General features: G+C 57.9%; 14 protein-coding genes. 7 read left to right on the forward strand and 7 right to left on the reverse strand.

Annotated elements, in window-relative coordinates:
• Positions 1-57 precede the first annotated feature (57 nt).
• Complete coding sequence (locus HFP54_RS13550) at positions 58-360, reverse strand: P-II family nitrogen regulator (RefSeq protein WP_145297923.1); 303 nt, start codon at positions 358-360, stop codon at positions 58-60.
• A 38-nt stretch (positions 361-398) separates the two neighbouring features.
• The gene (locus tag HFP54_RS13555) at positions 399-1970 is read right to left on the reverse strand and encodes a vWA domain-containing protein (RefSeq protein WP_168565519.1); all 1572 of its coding nucleotides are present in this window, start codon (positions 1968-1970) and stop codon (positions 399-401) included.
• Positions 1971-2202: 232 nt separating this feature from the next.
• Between HFP54_RS13555 and HFP54_RS13560 the strand changes: the two genes are divergently transcribed.
• Complete coding sequence (locus HFP54_RS13560; protein ID WP_145297928.1) at positions 2203-3537, forward strand: excinuclease ABC subunit UvrC; 1335 nt, start codon at positions 2203-2205, stop codon at positions 3535-3537.
• 227 nt (positions 3538-3764) lie between these two features.
• The gene (locus HFP54_RS13565; protein WP_168565520.1) at positions 3765-5135 is read left to right on the forward strand and encodes a Gfo/Idh/MocA family protein; all 1371 of its coding nucleotides are present in this window, start codon (positions 3765-3767) and stop codon (positions 5133-5135) included.
• Positions 5136-5436: 301 nt separating this feature from the next.
• Here HFP54_RS13565 and HFP54_RS13570 read toward each other — a convergent pair whose 3' ends face one another.
• From HFP54_RS13570 to HFP54_RS13580, 3 genes are all read right to left on the reverse strand, one after another.
• Positions 5437-6618 carry an FG-GAP repeat domain-containing protein gene (locus HFP54_RS13570; RefSeq protein ID WP_168565521.1) on the reverse strand — a complete coding sequence of 394 codons (1182 nt, stop codon included), beginning with the start codon at positions 6616-6618 and terminating at the stop codon, positions 5437-5439.
• A 224-nt stretch (positions 6619-6842) separates the two neighbouring features.
• Positions 6843-7058: a hypothetical protein gene (locus tag HFP54_RS13575; protein ID WP_145297938.1), complete on the reverse strand. Its 216-nt coding sequence runs from the start codon at positions 7056-7058 to the stop codon at positions 6843-6845.
• A 139-nt stretch (positions 7059-7197) separates the two neighbouring features.
• A complete protein-coding gene (locus HFP54_RS13580; protein ID WP_168565647.1) occupies positions 7198-9669 on the reverse strand; it encodes a glycoside hydrolase family 3 protein in 2472 nt (823 codons plus the stop codon).
• Positions 9670-9918: 249 nt separating this feature from the next.
• On the opposite strand from HFP54_RS13580, the gene HFP54_RS13585 reads away from it, so the two are divergent.
• From HFP54_RS13585 to HFP54_RS13605, 5 genes are all read left to right on the forward strand, one after another.
• Positions 9919-11556, forward strand: coding sequence for a sulfatase family protein (locus HFP54_RS13585; protein ID WP_168565522.1), 1638 nt, complete (start codon positions 9919-9921; stop codon positions 11554-11556).
• A gap of 228 nt (positions 11557-11784) precedes the next feature.
• A complete protein-coding gene (locus HFP54_RS13590; protein ID WP_168565523.1) occupies positions 11785-13542 on the forward strand; it encodes a hypothetical protein in 1758 nt (585 codons plus the stop codon).
• Entirely contained in the window at positions 13539-14006 is a 468-nt protein-coding gene (locus HFP54_RS13595) for a hypothetical protein (protein WP_146413662.1), read from the forward strand. The genes HFP54_RS13590 and HFP54_RS13595 overlap by 4 nt, the downstream gene beginning before the upstream one ends.
• Before the next feature lie 445 nt (positions 14007-14451).
• Positions 14452-15231 (forward strand): phosphatase PAP2 family protein, encoded by a 780-nt coding sequence (locus tag HFP54_RS13600; RefSeq protein WP_146413661.1) that lies wholly within the window; start codon positions 14452-14454, stop codon positions 15229-15231.
• A gap of 185 nt (positions 15232-15416) precedes the next feature.
• Positions 15417-16544, forward strand: coding sequence for a patatin-like phospholipase family protein (locus HFP54_RS13605; protein WP_168565524.1), 1128 nt, complete (start codon positions 15417-15419; stop codon positions 16542-16544).
• Positions 16545-16648: 104 nt separating this feature from the next.
• Here HFP54_RS13605 and HFP54_RS13610 read toward each other — a convergent pair whose 3' ends face one another.
• Both HFP54_RS13610 and HFP54_RS13615 read right to left on the reverse strand, forming a co-directional pair.
• Positions 16649-17989, reverse strand: coding sequence for a sulfatase family protein (locus HFP54_RS13610; RefSeq protein WP_206036193.1), 1341 nt, complete (start codon positions 17987-17989; stop codon positions 16649-16651).
• 14 nt (positions 17990-18003) lie between these two features.
• Positions 18004-20127, reverse strand: a complete 2124-nt coding sequence (locus HFP54_RS13615; RefSeq protein ID WP_168565525.1) for a glycoside hydrolase family 32 protein — start codon at positions 20125-20127, stop codon at positions 18004-18006.
• Between the last annotated feature and the right edge of the window lie 71 nt (positions 20128-20198).

Here is a 20198-nt window from a genome sequence, read left to right on the forward strand (position 1 = left end):
CGGAGATCTCACCATCGCGTTGGATGTTTCGCGGCGGCTTTGAAATTTCCGCGACCGTTACAGAAACGAATCGACCGACGTCACCAGAATCTTGCCATCGCCGATGCGTCCGCTGCGGGCCACTTGGGTGATCTTCTGAAGGACTTCTTCGTACCGCGAATCGTCGACCCACATCGTGATTTCCACCTTCGGCAAAAACGCTTCGTCGTATTCGGTTCGCTGGTATTCGTCCAAATAGCTTTTCTGGCGACCGTATCCCTTCACTTCCGTCACCGTCAGGGCCTCCAGCGGAGCACGGCGAAGCGACGCCAGCACTTTTTCGGCCAGATGAGGTCGGATGACGGTGATGATCTGCTTCACGACGATGGGTCCGTATCGCAACCGATGAACCGTGGCGGCTATCGTTTTTCGCTGGGGTCGGGAACGTATCGGAATTGTCCCTGATTCTTCTTCGCGATCAAACGCATCCGAGATTCGCCTTCACGATTGTGGTAACTGATCGTGTGAACGATGCTGATCGGGTTTGCGTCACCGAACAAGTTTTCGACGCGGTTTTCTTCATCCAACAGTTCGACGATCCCCTGCGGGAATTCACCGTCGGACAGCAAGAAGATCACGTCGGGTTTCAGTCCCAGTGCGAAACGCAAAGCGTCGTACGGGGCGCGGCCTTTGTCGATCTTGATCCGCATCGCCCACTGACGCAGCTTTTCTTTGTTTTCCGGCGTCGCCAAGACACTGCGTGGTTCGTCGCGATTGGCGTCGGACAACCGCATGTAATCGCTCTCGGCGTCAAAGAAGACCACATAGAAACGTTGGTCGGCTCGCAATGCTGCGATCGAGCGCAACAGTTCCAAACGTGCCGATGCGAATGCGTCGCCCATGCTGCCCGAACTGTCGACCAGATAAACAAAGTGGTTGCCGCCGCCCTTGATCCCGCAGAACTCAATCTTTTCCATCGAATCGCCGCCGGCCAACGACATTGCCGTTCCGCTGGACTGGCTCAGCGAACGTGCCGCCGGCGTGACGGCCACCGGTGCATCGGACGGGTCGGGCGAAAATGATGCCGCGTAAACTTCCCCCACGGGGCTCAGTTCATATTGCACATCGGTCGTCGACGGGTCCTCCGGCTGGACTTCCGGTTCGTTCGTTTCGATCGACAGGGTTTCGATGGTCGGTTCGGGCGTTGGATCGCTGGGTGAACCCGTCATCGCGATCTGGTCTTTGGGCCGCGTCGCTTGCAGCGTCATCCAACCCAAGATCAACAACAAAACCAGGTGCACACCGCCGCTGATCAGCCACGGCATCGGCCGCACGCGGCGTCCCGCTTCGTCCTCGTCTGATTCCTCGGCATCGACCAAGTCGGGTCCGTCGCCGTCGTGGGCAGAATCATTGGCCAATGCCAGATCGTGTTCGGCCGCGTCCAACGTCTGCTCGATTGACAACGCCGTCGCGTCCAGCCCGCTGAAATCGGGGGCCTCGGCATCGGTGCCCACCAGATCGGACGACGCTTCGCGGGCGGTCACTTGGTCTGGCACGTCGCCATCGATGGTGGATTCGGGCGTTTCGGTCGGATCCGCGTCGCGAGAGCGATCGAAATGGGGGCGGCGAATTTCGTCGTGCGGTGAATCCCGGCGGACTTGCGGCTGGTCCAATAAAGCGGATCGACCGGTCGGTTCGACCACCGCCTGATCGATCGGCCCGCCCATCGAAACGGCTTGGGCCGCAGCGACGTCATTCCAGTCGCTAAAACGTGGCGGGTCGGCCACCGCCGTCGCCCCGCTGTCGGTTTCATCCAGCTGGCGCAACAGCGATTCCAACTGTTGTTCCTTGGCCCTTAGTTCGGCCAACGAACGCTGCTGGCGGACCCGACGTAGTTCACCTTCAATGGCCTTTCGTCGCTGGACCGGATCGTTGGGCCAGCCGTCGGTCGGATCTTGATCGGCGGGATCAGGAGCTTGCGAATCGGTCAAAGTCAATCATCCCATCGGCAACTGGTGTACACCCGCCTATTCTGACAAGGTCCGTCCGGCTTGCAAATCCGGCCCGCCCCGCAATCCGGTTCTTCTTGTCGAACGAATCAATCCACGACACAGACGGCGTTTAAGGCAATTCGCGTCGAAGCGATCCACGAACCGCCTTTGCCACGCTCGCCGGCTGCGACTCGTATCCCCCGTCACTCAATCACCTTCATTTTGTCACCGGATGACTCAGCCTCTGCCCGACACGCCCGGCTTTCAACAAGCCGCTGCGAAAGTCAAAACGTTTCCGACCAGCCCCGGCGTCTATCTGATGAAAGACTCCGCCGGGGTGGTGATCTATGTCGGCAAAGCAAAGAACCTGCGCAGCCGCGCCGGCAGCTATTTTTTGAAAGCCGCCGCCGAAGACATGCGGACCGCCGATTGGATCGGCGAAATCGCGGACATCGACTTCTTGGAAACCGACAGCGAAGTCGACGCGTTGTTGACCGAATCGCGGCTGATCAAAGACATCCAGCCGCGGCACAACAAAGATCTGAAGGACGACAAGACGTTTCCGTACCTGATGATCACCACCCGCGAAGAATTCCCTCGCGTGGAGGTCACCCGCGAACCCAAGCAAAAAGGCGTCAAGCTGTATGGCCCGTTCACCAGCGCCGGTGCGCTTCGGGGGGCGATCCAGGTGATGCAGCGGATTTTTAAGTTTCGCACCTGCAGTTTGGATATCAGCGAATCGGACGAACGTTGGAACTGGTTTCGGCCGTGCTTGCTGGCCAGCATTCAACAGTGCACCGCGCCGTGTAACTTTCGCATCAGCAAGGAAGATTATCGACGCGACATCCGGCGGCTGCAGACCTTCCTGGAAGGCGGACGAACGAAACTGCTGAAGGAAATGACCCAGGAGATGCAGTCGGCCAGCAAGAACCTGGACTTCGAACGCGCGGCCGTGTTGCGGGATGAGATCCGGATGCTGGAACGTCTGGACGAACGCGGCGAACTGGACACCCATGCCCAGCCGGAAGTCTTTTATATCGATCCGAAAAAGGGGTTGGCGGGATTGCGCAAAGTGTTGCACCTGAGCGAAACGCCGCGGGTGATCGAAGGCGTCGACATCGCGCACCTGGGCGGTGGCCAGACGGTCGCCAGTCTGGTGCAATTCATCGACGGTCTGCCGTTCAAACCCGGTTATCGACGCTTTCGCATCAAGGACGTTTCGGGGATCGACGATTTCCGCAGCATCTATGAAGTCGTCTCGCGACGTTTCCGCAAGCTCAGCAACGACGGCGAAACGTTCCCCGACATCCTGTTGATCGACGGTGGCAAAGGCCAGTTGAACAGTGCGATGGCGGCGTTCCGTGACCAGGAAATCACTCCGCCCACGGTGATCAGTTTGGCCAAGCGAGACGAAGAAATCTTTCGACCCGGCGAAAGCGAACCGATCCGGCTTAGCAAAAGTGCCTTCGCCCTGCGGTTGTTGCAGTACGTCCGCGACGAATCCCACCGCTTTGCCCAGCACTATCACCACATCCTGCGGTCCAAAGCCACGCTGGATGATCGCTAGGCCGATTCGTTCGCCTATTCCCAAAAGCCGGCGAATCTGACACCGGCGACCTGACACCGGCGACCGGACGACCCCAAAAATGGTCGCAGTCCCGCTCCGGCGCAACGACACGTCCCGACTTGCTGCTAAACTGTGGCGTTTCACCAGCCACCGCGGAACGCCTGTTTTCCAGGCTCGGCCGCGAATCGAACCTGCCTGCCCCCCCTTTTTTTCCGGAGAAACCAGCCATGTCCCGAGTCGCCATCCATTCACGCCGTCGTTTCCTGCAAGCCATGGCGGCCACCGGTGCGGCCGGCGTTTCCCTGGCCGCATCGCCACGATCGATGGCCGCGATCTCGCCGAACGAACGCCCGGTCTTCGCGACGATCGGACTGCGCAATCAAGGGTGGACGATCACCAGCAAGTCGTTCAAGTACGCCGATTTCGCCGCGCTGGCCGACGTCGATGCGAATGTTTTGGGCGAGAACATCGAGAAGGTCAAAGAACGCCAGGGCACGGCTCCCGAAGGTTATGCGGATTACCGCAAGGTACTGGAACGCAAAGACATCGACGCCGTGATGATCGCGACCCCCGATCACTGGCACACCAAGATCGCCGTCGAAGCCATGCTGGCGGGCAAAGACGTCTACTGCGAAAAACCCCTAACGCTGACGATCGATGAAGGCAAATTGATCGAAAAGATCGTCAAGCAAACCGGACAAGTGTTCCAAGTCGGAACAATGCAGCGGACCGAGAACCAGCAACGCTTCCTCCAAGCCATCGCACTCATTCGCGAAGGCCGAATCGGCGACATCAAGAAGGTCACTTGCGGAATCAACGGTGCCACTGGTTCTCCGGTGATTCCCGCCATCGATGTTCCCGAAGGTCTCGATTGGGATTTCTGGCTCGGACCAGCACCTAAGGTTCCCTACCGTGCGTTGCCAGAAATGCGAAAAGGCTACGGCGGCGGTGTGCCTCTTTACACGAACTGCCACTACGCTTGGCGGAACTGGTACGAATACTCCGGTGGTCAAATGAACGACTGGGGTGCCCACCACGTCGACATCGCGACTTGGGCATTGGGAGCCAGTGATACAGGTCCGAACAAGATCACACCTGTCAGCTATTCGTTGCCGGTGGACTACAAAGACGGATACCCAACCGTTGCCGACCAATACAACTCGCCAACGAAATTCGAGATTCACGCCAACATGCCGGGCGACATTCCGCTCGTCATCACGAGTGAAGGCGACAATGGCATTTTGTTTGAGGGCACCAAAGGTCGCTTCTTCGTCAACCGAGGAAAGATCGTGGGCAAACCTGTCGAGGATTTGGAATCGAACCCGCTTCCCGAAGGCGCGGTGGAAGACGTCTACGGCGGCCCGGTGGCTGAAAACCATACGGACAACTTTGTCCAAGCCATGCGAAATCGCACCCAGCCGATCTCGGATGTTTGGTCGCACAACCGCATGTTGGAAACCTGCCACTTGGCCAACATCGCGATCCGTCTGGGCCGTGAATTGAATTGGGATCCCGCCAAACGCGAAATCGTCGGCGATGAAGAAGCGAACTCGTTCCTGTCGCGCGAAAGCCGCAAGGGTTACGAGATCGACATGTAGGTTTCGACCTGCACCTACGGCCGACCAATGGTCGGCCTATCTGTAACCCTCAGCCAAACTCGCTAGCATCGGGTGGCCTCGTCAAAAAGGTCCACCCGCCGCTAGCGTTGTTTCGGCTCTCAAAGTCGCCTTTCGCTCCGCGAAAGTAGCGTCCGCCCCCGGCCAACAAACCGAAGCCTAGCCTGCTATCGTCAGGTCTTGGTCACGAAAACGAGCCCCGCGGCTAGGGCCATCGCGGCTCACAAAGTCGCCTTTCGCTCCGCGAAAGTAGCGTCCGCTCACACCCCAAATCGCCCAACAATCAAGGCGTCTCGTTGAACAAGATCACCAGGTTCTTGGTCTGACGAGCCGCAGCGACGATGTCGACTTTGCCGTCATCATTCATGTCGGCAACCTTCAGATCTTCGACTGCGATTTCTTCCGCGGACAACCTCTGTTCGGTCCAACGCGATCCGTCATCGGCTGCCGGAACGAACAACTTGATTCCGGGCACCCCCGGATCATTCATTGCTCGCCATCCGACCACAATCTGGTCGGAACCGACACCTAGGAAATCTGCACAGGCCAATGCGTGGCCGTCCTTCAGTGCCTGATCCAGGATGGCTTGTCGTTGCCACAGACCACCGTCGTCTGATTGCACGTAGACCGCGCTGGTCGAACCATGTTTCGGTTCAATCGTCACGATGAATCGTTTTCCGTTGGGCAGTCGTCCGTCGCGGATTTCACCGGCGAAGTCCTCGGTCAACTGACGCGGTGTCCAGCCATCTTCGCCGCGGTCGAAGTGCCACACGCCTTCCTTTGCCGCCACGATCAACTCTTCTTCGGGATCGTCGTCCCAATTGACGCGGTGGAAGTTGTGGGAAAGGTGCAACGATTCGCTGACGACCGAGTAACCCCAAGGCTCGCGTGGATCCTGCGGCATCGTGTATTCCAAGATCCGCAGGGCGGGGCCGTCACCGTCGACGCTTCCCTTGCCACGCAATGGTTTGACGATCAGACGATATTGATCGGTCCCGGTTCGGACCCAGTGCATGCGATGCGTGCTGGGGTCATTGTGCAGTCGAACCGGTTCCCAAAGCTGCGTTTGATCCTGGGGAGGAACCAGATAGAAAACTGCGCCGTCCTTCACACTCTCGCGATAGTTCCACTGGCCTCCGATCGCGATTTCACAGCGTCCGTCACCATCGATGTCACGAGCGGTGACGCAGACGTTGTCCCGCTTGGTCAGGTCTTCCGCGATGACGTGCTTCGTCCAAGACGGGCTTTCGTACCACTGGATCGTCCGTTTGTCGGCCAGCACGATGTCGCGTTTGCCGTCGCCGTTGACATCTTCCAATTGAACGCCATAGCCGATTTGGATTTCATCGACCGTTTGAACGGACCACTGAAACTGGGGCGTCGTTTGGTCGCCGAATGTAAGAGTCGATTGACAGAGTACCAGGAGGCTGACCACGCAAAGCTGCGTCGTGATTCGATTCAACATGCTTCTGCATTTGTCCGGAAAAAGGGAAAGGGCACCTGGCATGCACCGTTCACCGCTGACTGTTCCCGGTTGCCGTCGGCCCTGCGCTGCGCCCCACCACCGCATGATCGAAACGCAGCATCAAACCGCTGCGGCTGTCCACTTCTTCTGATTATCGTGCGGCCATTCGATAAGCAACGATTCGTTTTGCGAAGCATAACCGACCCGCGATCGGCCGGTCGGACCTACAGACGGCAATCGGTGGATTTCGAGTCTCCGGCGGCCATGACTCGTTCGATCTCATCGACCGACATGCCACGCTGGATCATCGACTCCTTCAGCCGACAAGTCTCCTGGTGTTTTGCCCAATCGCCCCACGTCTTGGCCAGGATCGGGATTCCCACGGCGCAGACGATCGCGACGATCGGAATGGAGAATGGGCTGGTGAAAAAATCCGACATGGTCTCTCCCGTGATGAAGCTCGGTTACGAGCGGTCGATTCGCTGGCGGCAGCGGATTCTTGGCAATCGACCGCGGAAAAAGCACCGGCGGTGTCTGGTGGTGACAACCGCCCGCGGGTTACCCGGCGTTGCCCTGAATTTACCGCAAATCGATGTCGGAAACGCTGATCTGCAGACGCCCATCGGTGGCGATCTCGATCCCCGAGCAACCGGAAAGGGCGGCGTCGGCATTGGAGAACGACGTCATCGGGACCGTCAAATTCACCCACTGTCCCTCACCGGCCGCTGCGATCCGGTCAGTGATCGACACCGTGGCGGATGAACCGCCCGCCGATAGACGCAGCGTCACGTCTTCGCTGGCCGGTTGGTCGACACGCATCCGAATTCGGATCGACTTTTGGTCGGACGCCAATTCCACGGGCGTTTGCGACGTGAAGGCAAAAGCGGCCGGACCTGATCCGTTCCAGCGAACGACGCGGATGTCTTCCTGAGCCTTTTCGTCGGCAGAATAGATCTGCAAGGTCCCATCGGTCGTTGCGGCTCGGGTGGCACGAACGGCCACGGTTTCGTCACCCGCCGACAGCGTCATCTGCCATGGCGCGACCGCGCGACCCGCCTGGAAAAATCGGGACCGACCGGCCAGGTTTCGGGCGTCGTATGATTCGGCCAGTTCGCCAACGGTCACCTGATCGCCGTACGTCAAGCCGTAACCATACGCGAACAACGGATCGTAGTTTTCATCGCCCAAATTCAGCGGCGTTTGGTCCGGAGTCCGCGGCCAGGAATAGGGCAGTTTGCCTTGGAAGTCATATTGTGGCGTGCCATCGGATTTCGCCAGCAAAACGTCGGCGACACCCACGCCCTCCGAACCGGGCAGCCAAGCGGCGACGAAAGCATCGGTCGCGTTGATTTCTGCGTTCACCCACAGCGGTCGTCCCGACAGGAACACGCCGACCGTCGGGATACCCTGATCGTGATATTGTTTCAACAACTGCAGATCGGAGCGGTCTTCCGGCTTGTACGCCAATGTTTCGACGTCGCCTTGGAATTCGGCATACGGGTCTTCGCCAAAGACGACCAGAACCGCGTCGGGTTTGATCCCGGGGGCCGCTTCGGACGCAAGGATCGCGTCGCCGCCCGCTGCCGTCATCTGTGCTTTTAACCCGTCGTAAATCGATGTGCCGCCGGGAAAATCATCGTTGCTGTTGCCCGTGCCCTGCCAAGACAACGACCAACCCCCACACTGTTTGCCGATGTTGTCCGCTCCATCGCCGGCGACCAGGATCGTGGACGAAGGTGATAACGGCAACGTGTTCTCGTTGTTCTTTAGCAAGACCAGCGATTGTCGGACGGCTCGGCGGGCGACGTCACGATGTTCAGGTTTTCCAAGCTGGTCAAAGTCGCCTGCGAACGCGCGGGTCGATGGCAAGCCGGCATCGAACAGCTTGGCCCGCAACTTGACCCGCAGGATTCGGCGGACCGCATCATCCAGTCGAGCCATGTCGACTTCGCCCGCTTCGGCATGCTGCATCAGGCTTTCGAACATCCCCTTCCAACTGTCCGGTGCCATGAACATGTCCAGGCCGGCGTTTAACACGGGCAATGCGTCGGTGACGGTACAGCCCGGGACTTGGCCGTGTGCGTTCCAGTCGCCGACGATGAATCCGTCAAACCCCATGCGGCCCTTCAAAACATCCGTCAGCAAACCGCGGTGGCCATGAATCTTTTTGCCTTGCCAACTGGAAAACGAAGCCATCACGCACTGGACACCCGCGTTGATCGCCACCGGATAGCCCGCAGCCTGTAAGTCACGCAGGTCTTCCTCGGACATCTGGTTGTCGCCCTGGTCTTTCCCGCCGAACGTGCCACCGTCGCCGACGAAGTGTTTGGCCGTGGCGATCACGTGAGCGCCCGTCAAAAAGTCGTCATGTCCGGCAACGCCTTGGATGCCTTCGATCAACTCTCCGGTGTAACTGGCGGTCACCGCCGGATCTTCGGAATAACCTTCATAGGTTCGTCCCCAACGGTCGTCTCGCACCACCGCGATCGTCGGCGCAAACGTCCACTCTTGACCGGTGACGCGAATCTCCTTGGCGGTGACGGCGCCGATCTCACGCAACAGTTTGGGATTGCGTGTCGCGCCCAGTCCGATGTTGTGCGGAAAGAAGGTTGCACCGACGATGTTGTTGTGACCGTGAACGGCGTCGGTACCCCACATCAACGGAATGTACGGGCCACCCTGAAGATCGCACTGACGGCTGGCCTGGTAAAACGCGTCGGCCAGATCCAGCCACGCCTGTGCATCGGCTCGATTGTCGCCACCGGGTGCCGAATTGCCGCCGTTCAATACGGACCCCAGCGGATAGGATTTCAGGTCATCGGGCTGAATCGAACCGATGTCCGCCTGGATGACCTGGCCGACCTTCTGCCGCAGCGTCATCTGGCTGATCAGCTTCGTAATCCGCGATTCAATCTTCGGATCCAAGCCCACCGGACTTTCGGATTCTGGCCAAATCGATGGATGAATTTCGCCATCGTTTTGTGACGATGCGACGCCGGCAAGGGCGACCAACCAGATGAGTGAAAACAGAGCGACTCGAGACTGAAACATGGATTTCACGGAGAGACAGAAAAGGTGGAGACAATAGCCATCGTTATTCTAAGCACCTCCGCCCCGGCTCGCGCGGCGATGCTTCGTTTTGCCCCATCTTACCCATAAGGGGACGGGGGTCTTTTTTGACTTGTGGCGGCGAATCGTCCAAGTGGGGCCCAGCCGAATTGACAATCGGGACCCGGCGCGGCAGGCTGCGCGGCGGCTTTTCTGGCTCACTTTTCGCTTTATCGCAGTTTTTGGGACACCATGAACGACGTACCGATTCGGGAACTCATCGGATTGTTGGCGATCGCCGTCGCATCGACCCTCGCCGGTGCGAACGCGCGGGGCGCGGATACGAGTCATTCCCAGTCCGATCGGCCCAACGTCGTCTTCTTCATTGCCGATGACATGCTGCCGCGTCACTTCAATTGCTTGGCCGAAGGCAAAGGACGCAATCTGACACCGAATCTGGATCGGTTGGCGGGCGAGGGCGTGGTGATGATGAACCAGTATTGCGCTTCGCCGATTTGTACCCCGAGCCGTTACAACGTTTTGACCGGTACCTATGCCAGTCGCGCGACGAACCCCGCTTTCCTGCAAACCACCAAGGACAATGGTGGTCAGACCAAGGTGGAGTTCAACACGCACATCATGCAGGACACGCCGACGCTGCCGCGAATGCTAAAGCAGGCGGGCTATGAAACTGCGATGGTCGGGAAGAATCACGTGGTCGAGGTCGCGGGGTTGAAGACGTTTCCGGATTTTGATGCCAGTGCCAAGGCCCCCGAAAACGTTGCACGTTTGAAAGCCAATCATGACAAGGTTTGCCAGGCAATTCGTGAGGTTGGATTCGATTACGTTGATCGTGTTTATCACAACAACCCGCACTTCTTGGGGCTTCACGAAGTCGCGGTGCAGAACATGGAATGGATCACCGAAGGGGCGGTCAACTTTCTGGACCAGGATCATGATCGCCCATTCTTTCTGTACATCGCGACGACTGTTCCTCATGGTCCCACCAATGGTCCGCAATCATGGAACGCCGATCCGCTAATTTCGCCACTTGGTTATTTGGATCGTGTTCCCGATGTCCAACCCGCGCGACAAACAATTCCAAAACGAATTCGCACAGCCGGGCTTTCGGTCAACGACGACACGTGCAATCTGTTGTGGCTGGACGACGCGTTGGGCGCACTGATCGAGAAGTTGGAACAGACCCATCAGTTACAGAACACGGTCATTTTTTTTTACAGCGATCACGGTCAGAAAGCCAAAGGCACCTTGTACGAAGGCGGCGTGCACAACCCCAGCATTGTGTGGCGACCGGGCGGTTTCCCGGTCGGATCGACCAGTGATGCGATCGTTCACGTCGTCGATTTTGCACCGACCATCGTGCAAATCGCCGGACTGGATCCATCGACGGGGGCTTTCGATGGTGAGAGCTTTCTGGGTTATCTGAACGGAATGCCCGAACCCAGCGATCGCGTCTTGTATTTCGAGCTGGGTTACACCCGCGCCGTCCGGAAAGGATCGTGGAAGTACTTGGCGGTGCGGTACCCGGCCGAAATTGAAAACATGTCGATGGAACAGCGGACACGAATTCTGGAAAACTGGAACGCCGCCCGGCGACGGCGGCATGTTCGGATCGTGACCGAAGACCCGAGTCTGCCGTTCAGCCATCTGACCGCGATCCCCGGTGGCGGTGATGCCGAAAGCGGTTCGACAGGCAGTCTGCCGGGATACCATGACCGCGACCAGCTGTACAACTTGGACGAAGATCCGGGCGAGCGGAACAACTTGGCCGGCGTGCCGGAGTACGCGGGAAAGCTGCGTGAGATGAAACAGATATTGAACGCCCATGTATCGCGACTTCCGGGAACGTTCGGCGAGTTCGGAAAGTAGACGGCCGAACCAAAGTCAGCTTTCGCTCTGTGAACGTATCGCAAGCCAACGCGGCATCGTCGCAACATATCTCACGCCACAACGCCTGAACTTTCTGCCCATTTCGTCTGCCCGCACGACCTATGTTTCCGTGTGACTTCCGGCAGGTTGCCGGGTTGCGGTGCGTCCGGTTGGCACGGCTCGGACGGTTGCTCCTAAAACACCGTGCGTGTTGTAGCGATTCTGCGGATGAAATACGCGTTGATCATCACCGGTCTGTTGGCCGGTCTGGCGATGGCGGCCCCCATGTCGGTTGTCTTCGGCTATCTCTTTCTGATCATTCCCGGGTTGGTTTTGACGGCGGCCCCGACGGTTTTCGTCTACCTGGCGGCGACGGCGCTGATCCGCCGCGTGCTTCCGATCACCTCTGTCGTGGCATCAACCGTCGTTGCGTTCGGCTTGGCGTTGCTGTTGGGTTGGGCCGTCATGCAGCCGTTCCGAACGGCCGCACTTCGGGATTATCACGCACAACAAGCACCGGATGTGTCGCCCGACGCGTTGATCCACTTGGACGGAGACGTGCGAGTCGAGATTCCGGATCGTCGTGGCGATCCAGAGTGCGATTATCTGTGCACCGTATTATTGGATTCAGCAGATGTGAACAGTGTCACCGTAGCCATTGGACAGGACGTTCAGCCGGCACGGAACCGTAACACCGTCCAAACAAACGCTTACAAATTGGTCGACGCCGACCCGACGGATCCGGTTGGGCTGTTCCCCAGCAATCCTGGGCAATTGATCCATGAGTATCCTCCGCTGATCAAAACTCGCACGGGGCGAAATATCATCGTCGCACGCAAAGCCATTGAGGCGGACTGGGCGTTGCGTTTGTGCGGAAACGAACGTTTGCATCGAGTGAATCCCGTTGAAGCGGAATCCGCGGACTGGGTCATTCGTGTCCAGGAAAAGCGACGATACCCGACACTCGATTTGCGCGAGGTCACCGTCGCCGACTCTAACGGAACGGTGCGCCTTCGCAAACGTTTTCACAAGCAATCGGTGCCGGCCCCGATGTTCTATTTCGGCTTTCATGTCAGCTGTGGTGCCGGAACGATCTCCAGTGCATCGTTTCACATCGGACGTCAAACGCTGACGACAGGACCGATTTCATTGCGTCCCGAGACGGAATTGTTGTCCGCGATTGGTTTGTCTTTGCCTCGCACCGATCCCCAATTACTGGACACGCTTCGCGAAGAAGTCGCTCAAGCACTGGATGATCCAGACGCGCCACAGGCCAGGCTGGAGCTTTCCAAGCGGTATCTCGGTCTGCTTTTCTTCAACACGGTGGCAACTGACCATGCGCTGATCGCAAGAATCGTTGCCGATGATCGCGTGACCGACATCGACGATTCAATTCGGGATGTCTTTTCCGAAAAGAAGTTTCCTGTTGCCATGCGAGATGCCTATGCCAAGCGGATCGTGATGGAGCATACGTCTGCGGATTTACGGCATCGGCTTGCAAAGTTTCTGGCAACACTTCCGCCCGGAACGTTTGCCCAACCGACGCTCGAACACCGCAAGATTTGGAACACACCGGAACTCTATTGCCATGCGGGACCTTTCATGGCAACGCTGGCCGATTTGGATCCAGCCGTCGCCATGCAAATGCTGAACTCCGCTTTGGATCACGCGGTGACTTTAGATGATTACCGACAACGTCGCGGATTGGTCGATGGCATTCGCGAAGCTTTGGTCCGGATGGGTCCCGATGGAGTCGCGGCCGCACCCAAAATTCGCAAACTGTTTCTGCGTCGCCCATCCCCCATCATGCGAACGTCCAAGGAAGCGGACCAGTGGCGATTCGCTCTGGCACGCATGGGCGTACCGGAGTCGGACATGCCATTCTTTCCCGGCCAATCCGATCAATCCATCAAGCGGATACGTTCTCGGGTTGCTGACCGTTTGAAACGATACGAAGACGACCAAGTGGGGAGAAGCGAATCATGACGGAAAAGATTATCTTGCACCTATTCGGTTATAGCGTTTTTATTGCGTTGATGGTCACGGTGTCCAAAGCCCATGCACGGCGGTGGAATCGGCTGGCCGCAAAGTATCGGGCTGATCAACGACCGACCCGCCAGGTGACGCCCGTTGTCGCCAAACGCACCATGCAGACGGTGTTTTTGACTGGACGCGACATCGGCTGGAATTCTTACAAGGGCATCGTCACGGTGTCAGTCGGCGACGATGGCATCCTGCTGTCGTTGATGCCGCCGTTTTCGTTTTTTCACCCGCCACTGCAGTTGCTGTATCGCGACATTCACATGGAGCCGACGCGGTGGGGACTGATCAGCAATTGTTGGCGGTACACCGTGACCGGCGTGCACGATGTCCAAATCGTGATGCATGACGACCTGCATGAATGGATCCAAAACCAGGCCGCCGCTCTGGTCCCCGCCACGACCGTTTGATGGAAACTCGCTGCGTCAGGAAAATCCCTCGCTCGATGAATTTTGAAATTCGCTACCGTGCCGCCACCCCAGAAACGAGGAGCGAATGGTACAGTCAAAACTCGGATTCAGCGATCGAATGTTTCATGGATGGCCGAACTTCGGTCCGAGGCTGTTCAGAGGGTCATTCGATTGCAAACTTTTTTGGACGCAACGCCAGTCGAGTGAACAAAGATTCTCCCGCGTCTCCCACGTTCTGGCTGGGGGCCTGTTCTTCTTGCTGACTCAGGAGACGTCGACCTCCGCACAATCTGTACCGAGCCCACAAAGTCAAACCGCCGGGGCAGGGGACTTGTCGTTCGGTTCGTGGCGTCACGTCGACTCTGACGATTTCAGCCGCAACAACACGACAGAGTCGGAATCAGACTCGCTGAACTCGTTGAATGCGCAGTTTGGTTTTCCCGCCTTGCCATCCGACTGTGAATGGGAAATCCGCTCGCCGCCGCTGAAATCGAAGCGTCCCGAGCAATCGACGCTTTGGCACCGAGTCATGGACGACCACCGAAACTATTACGGAATGAAATCGCTTCGCATGCTTGCGGGCGGTTTCTTGGCGGGCGCGGCCATTGCCAACACGCAACTGGATCACGAGATTCAAGACCACTTTCAATCCAGCGTGCGCGGCGCGACCAGTGACGAGTGGTTCGAGTTTCTTCACGCGAACAAGGAATTGGGCAATGGGATCTATACATTGCCTGTTTTTGCCGGCGCTTGGGCGCTAGGAGAATACTTTCACGACTCGCCACCGTTGGCCGTATCGTCGGAGTGGGGTGAGCGATCACTGCGTTCCTTTTTGGTGGGGGCACCGCCACTCATCTTGGCTCAAAAGTTGACCGGTGGCTCTCGCCCTATCGAAGACGGAGTTGACTCGTCCCATTGGAGTCCCTGGGCGGACAACAACGGGGTCAGCGGGCATGCATTCATGTCGTCGTTGCCTTTCATCAACGCGGCAAAGATGACGGAGAACCGATGGCTGAAAACTACCTACTACGCAGGTTCACTTCTCGGTCCGCTTTCACGTGTCAACGACGACGCTCATTATCCGTCTCAGGTTGCCCTGGGCTGGTGGATGGCCTTTGTGGCGGCCAGTGCCGTGGACCGCACACAATTCGCTGACGGTCGTCTGCAACTTTATCCGATGGCCACATCGGATGGATATGGTGCTCTGTTCGAGTTCACCTATTGAAGGTTCAGGCCGATTGCCGTGGGGACAAAGCGAAAGCAAAAACCTGCCTGGATTTCAGGGACCGAAAACGGCTACCGTTGCCCACGTTTCGAACTAACCCGATCGGCGGATCTCGTGTGCCTCGCATTCGTTCTGCCGCAAAGCCGCGTTTCACGCGCCGACTGTCCCCGTATTCCGCCGGATCCATGAAGATTGCACTCGCGTTTTCCGGCGGCGGCGTTCGTGCCACCGTGTTTCACCTCGGCGTGCTCGCGCGTCTTGCCCGTCAAGACTTGCTGGGCAATGTGAGCACGCTCAGCAGTGTTTCCGGTGGCAGCCTGGCGGCCGGTCTTGTCCTGTCACGATCGGGTTACCGTTGGCCGTCCAGCGAAGAATACCTGCGTCACGTCGTGCCCGAGATTCACCAGTTGCTGACGACACAGGACGTCCAGCGGTCGTTTGTTTTCAAATCGCTGACGTTCCCTTGGCGTCTTGCACGTGGCAGAGCATCGGTCCTGGGCGACACGCTGCGTAGGCACTGGGGTATCGACGGCAAATTGGCCGACCTGCCCGAATCACCCCGCATCATCATCAACGCCACGTGCTACCAAACGGGAAAAAACTGGCGTTTCCAGCGCGACGTGATGGGGGACTACCAAACCAAGTACGTGCGCAATCCTGACTTTCGTCTTTCGCACGCTCTGGCCGCATCCGCAGCCGTTCCCGGTTTGATCGGTTCTCTGGTCGTCAAAACACGCGACCACCGATGGGCCGAGCATCAACAGGATCGTTGGCAAGTCGTCGAGCCAGGTTACAAACGCTTGAACTTGTGGGATGGCGGTGTGTACGACAACCTTGGCGTCGAATCATTGTTCAAGCCCGGTGCCGGTCTGCGTGAAGGAACCGACTTTCTATTGGTCAGCGATGCCTCACGTGCACTTGCGGGCACCCCACGCCGATCCAAAGCACATCCGGGTTATGTGGAGGCATCCTTGCGACTGGTCGACGTTGCGACGGATCAGATCCGCAGTCTTCGCGCCCGCATGCTGATCGACTTCTTCCAACAGAATCCCGGATGCGGAGCCTATCTGCGATTGGGGCTGCGCAGCAAAGGCAGCGACGCCCGCAGCCGATTGAACGGCCAGGATGCGTTGACCGAAGACGAAGTCAAACGGGTTGCCGACATGGAAACCACGTTGCGACGACTCAGCCACGGCGAATTCAGCTTGCTGTTTCGACACGGTTACGAGGTCGCCGACGCAACGATGGTCAAGCACGGGGACAAGTTGCTGCGAACACAACCACAAGATCACGTCCAGTTCAAAGCGGCCTAGCGTAGTTGACGCTGCCTATCGACGCGGTGTCTATCCCTGTAGCTGGATGCGCCAGCATTCATGCCCGGAAAGACGCGTCGCCAGAAGCCTGCCCCCATGTGCGGTCAACGGATGCTGTCTTGTGGCCGGAGGGCGTCAGTGCCTTCGATCGAACGCATCAGGTCGCGTAGTTCTGCGACCTTGTCTGGATACTTTGCTGCAAGGTTTTGCTGCTCGCCTAGATCGGCGGCTAAGTCATAAAGCTCTTCGGCTTTCGGACGATCGTCTTCAACGGCGTAACCATGGAAATGCGCGTCGGCTTTCAAGTATTTCCAGCGACCTTGCCGAACGCCCGCACGCGAGAAGTAAAAGAAGTCTCGTCCGGTATCTCGTTTACCCAGCAACAGATCGGTCTGATCGATTCCGTCGATTCGGCGGTCGTCGGGAATCGCGTAGCCTGCAAGGTTGGCAAATGTCGGCATGAAGTCGATCGTGGCAAAAATGGCATCACTCACTCTTCCCGCAGGCACCTTGCCGGGCCACCGCACGATGCAAGGCAGGCGATAGCCGGCTTCGTAGGGAGACCCTTTACCATTTCGCAGCGGGCCGGCGTCGCCCCAAAAGATCGATCCCTCGGGATGCCCCTTCTTCCGTTTCGTGTACTTGTCTTGATTCCATGGTCCATTGTCGCTGGTGTAGATCACCAGCGTGTCGTCACGCAGGCCGAGTTCATCGACGACATCAAGCAGTCGCCCCGTTTGAAAATCGAACTCTTCGACCACATCACCGTAAAGTCCGCCGTCCGACGTGCCGCGGAAACGGTCCGAGGCATCGATGATGGTGTGCATCATCGTATGGGCGACGTACAGAATGAACGGCTTGTCCGGATCTCGACGTTGCCGAAGAAAGTCGATCGCTTTGTCAGTGTAAAGCTCGGTCAGGCTTCCCATGTCGCGGGTCGAGCCGGCCGGTTCATCGTTCTCGTGAAAGGCGACTTTGCCGTTGTCGTTTGCGCCCAGCGTTCCAAAGTAATAGTCAAACCCCTGTGCCAGAGGCATGCGTTCGATGATCGCTTTGCGATTGGAAACATCCCATTTACCAATGCATGCCGTTTGATATCCGGCAGGGCGAATCAGTTCGGCAAACGTGATCTCCGAAGCCGGCATTCCCCAGCCGCGGCTGCGAATCGGTTGACGGCCCGTCAAGAGAGCGGACCGTGAGGGGCCGCATACCGTTTGCGAATAGAACGACGTGAATCGTGTCCCTTCCGCGGCCAATTGGTCCAGTCGCGGCGTCTTGTTTGTTGGACTGCCGTAGCAGCCAAGATCGGCGTAGCCCTGGTCATCGGTGAAGATGATCAGAATGTTTGGCTTTTCCGCCGCCAGCGATGGTGCCGCCGAAGCAACGACCAACAACAGGCCGGCCATCAGTCGCAAACCGACGGTAGTATGTTGAATGGATAGCATCGCAGGTTGACCCTCTATTGGTTCCAGATGGATTTCAGTTCGTGGGCATCGAGCCGAAGAAGCTTGGCGTTTCCACCAATCGCGGAAATAGTTATCTCCGTCCCGCCGATCTTGGCCGGACCGCTTCCGCTGATGAAAACGCGTCCGTCGTTGCCGATGATTTCGGTCAGGCTGCGGTCGGCCAGGACTTGAATGTCAACGCGGCCGTTGATCGTCTTCAACGGAACGTCGTTCAACGTTTGTGCCTTCGCATCGTAGACGATCGTACGCCCTGGGATCTCAAGCTTGACTGTTTTGGCCGTCCCGACCTCAAAGGAGACACGCACGTCCAGTAGGTCGCTTTCCACAGGTAACCGAACCGGTTGGTCGCCGATCATCGGCTGTGGTTCTGCGCGATGGCTGGACGCCCACAGTTGTGTGATCTCCTCGATCGGCTGGGCGAACATTCGGATGCCGTCTTCGGTCGTTCGCAGGGTCAGGCGATGCGGAAAGCTGAAGTGTTGGTTGTACGGACCAGGCGAAGAAACTCGGAGCCAGCCCATCTGAATCTTCCGGCCGTCGGGGGCATTGTCAAACGTTTGTGATGCGTAGTACGGTCCCCAGTGGACTTGGTGTTTGCCTTCGTGTTCGGGAGTGAATACGCGGCCGTCAAACGTTCCGATCGCATACTTGGCATCGGCGGCGAACACGACCCAGCGTGTGTTGTCTTGCTGGTCGTCCACGGGCAATTCGAACAATTCGGTGCACTCATAGTACCCGGGCAGATGACTCTGTTCGGTCCAATCTTTCAGATCCGTCGACGTATAGAACGCTGCGTTGCGTTTGTGTTCCGGATGTTCGTCGTAGACGACCATGACCCAGTGGCCACCCAACTTCTTTGCCGCATCGTTCAGTGGCGAGTCGGCGTCATCGTAGGCGTACCAAATGACTTTGGGATCGCGACCTTTGTGTTCGACAACCGGGTTGTCTTCGTACCACGTGAACGTCTTCCCGCCGTCTTGGCTGTACGCGATCGATTCGCCGGCACCCGTATCGGTTAGAAAAGCGACCAACGTGTTTTCGCCCCAACCGGCCGTGTTGTGCTGATCCACCGTGGCACCGCCAGAGAAGCAGTCACCTTGGGCCATCGTTTTGGGAAACAGTTTGTTGGGATGCTGTTGCCAGTGCAGCAGGTCTTTGCTGGTCGCATGACCCCATGTCATGTTTCCCCAAGGCAGGGCCACCGGATTGTGCTGGAAGAACAAGTGCCATGTGCCGTCGTGATAGACCATCCCGTTGGGATCATTGTTCCAGCCGACCTTTTGCGTGAAATGAAACTGAGGCCGGTGGGGTTCGTGATAGAAGTCGTCTTCACCTGGAATGTGATCCGATGGTCGGACTAGCGCAAATCCTTCCGCGGTCACTTTGTTGGCCACAACGCGAGCCGTCTGGCCGCGATAGGCATCCAACGTAAAGAACGCGTACCAGTCGGTCGTTTCCGCCGACGTTGCGATATTCAACGCATAACGACGAACCTCTTGGTCGTCGACAAAGACTTGAATCCGACCCTGGGCCTTTGGCTTGTTCTCAATGGGGATGATGAGGTACCGATGATCGATCGTGAACGTCTTTTCGCGAGCCGCAAAATCGGGCAGCCTCGGTTTCGTATCGGACTGGACAATGTGGTCGACATTGATGTGCCCCCATCCACCGGTCGCGGAGTCGACGACTTGAATCTTCGCCGTCTGGCCCTCGTATTCGCCGACGTCCCAGAAAGCAGGTTGCAATGCTTCGCTGCCGCCCGGACGCGTGTTGGTACCCGTCGCGGTAAGCACTGTTTGTCCGCCGATCTGCAGATTCATACAAGTCTTGCCCGCGTGCCCGCCACCACCAATCAGAAACGTCAGGTAGCGTCGTTCGATGGTGATCGGCGGTGATGTCAGCGTTCCGGTGCTGCGATCGCCTTGATGAAATGAATTGACCAAACGCTGGCCACGAAAGCCGCTGACTTGCATTTGTCCCTTCAAAGTTCCGTTGGCCGGGGCGGTACCAAACGCGTCACCCTCGACTTTCCACGCGCCATAGTCCGCTCCTTCAAAGTCGGCGACCAGAAGATCGGGACGCGCCGGAGTTTGCGCGTCGACACGTTGCACAAACATGACGGTGGTAAAAAGGGCGCAAACACATGACGTTGCGGTGAACGCTTTCACAGCGGGTCTCCTGGGGGCTT

This window comes from Crateriforma spongiae, assembly GCF_012290005.1.
Classification (GTDB): Bacteria; Planctomycetota; Planctomycetia; order Pirellulales; family Pirellulaceae; genus Crateriforma; species Crateriforma spongiae.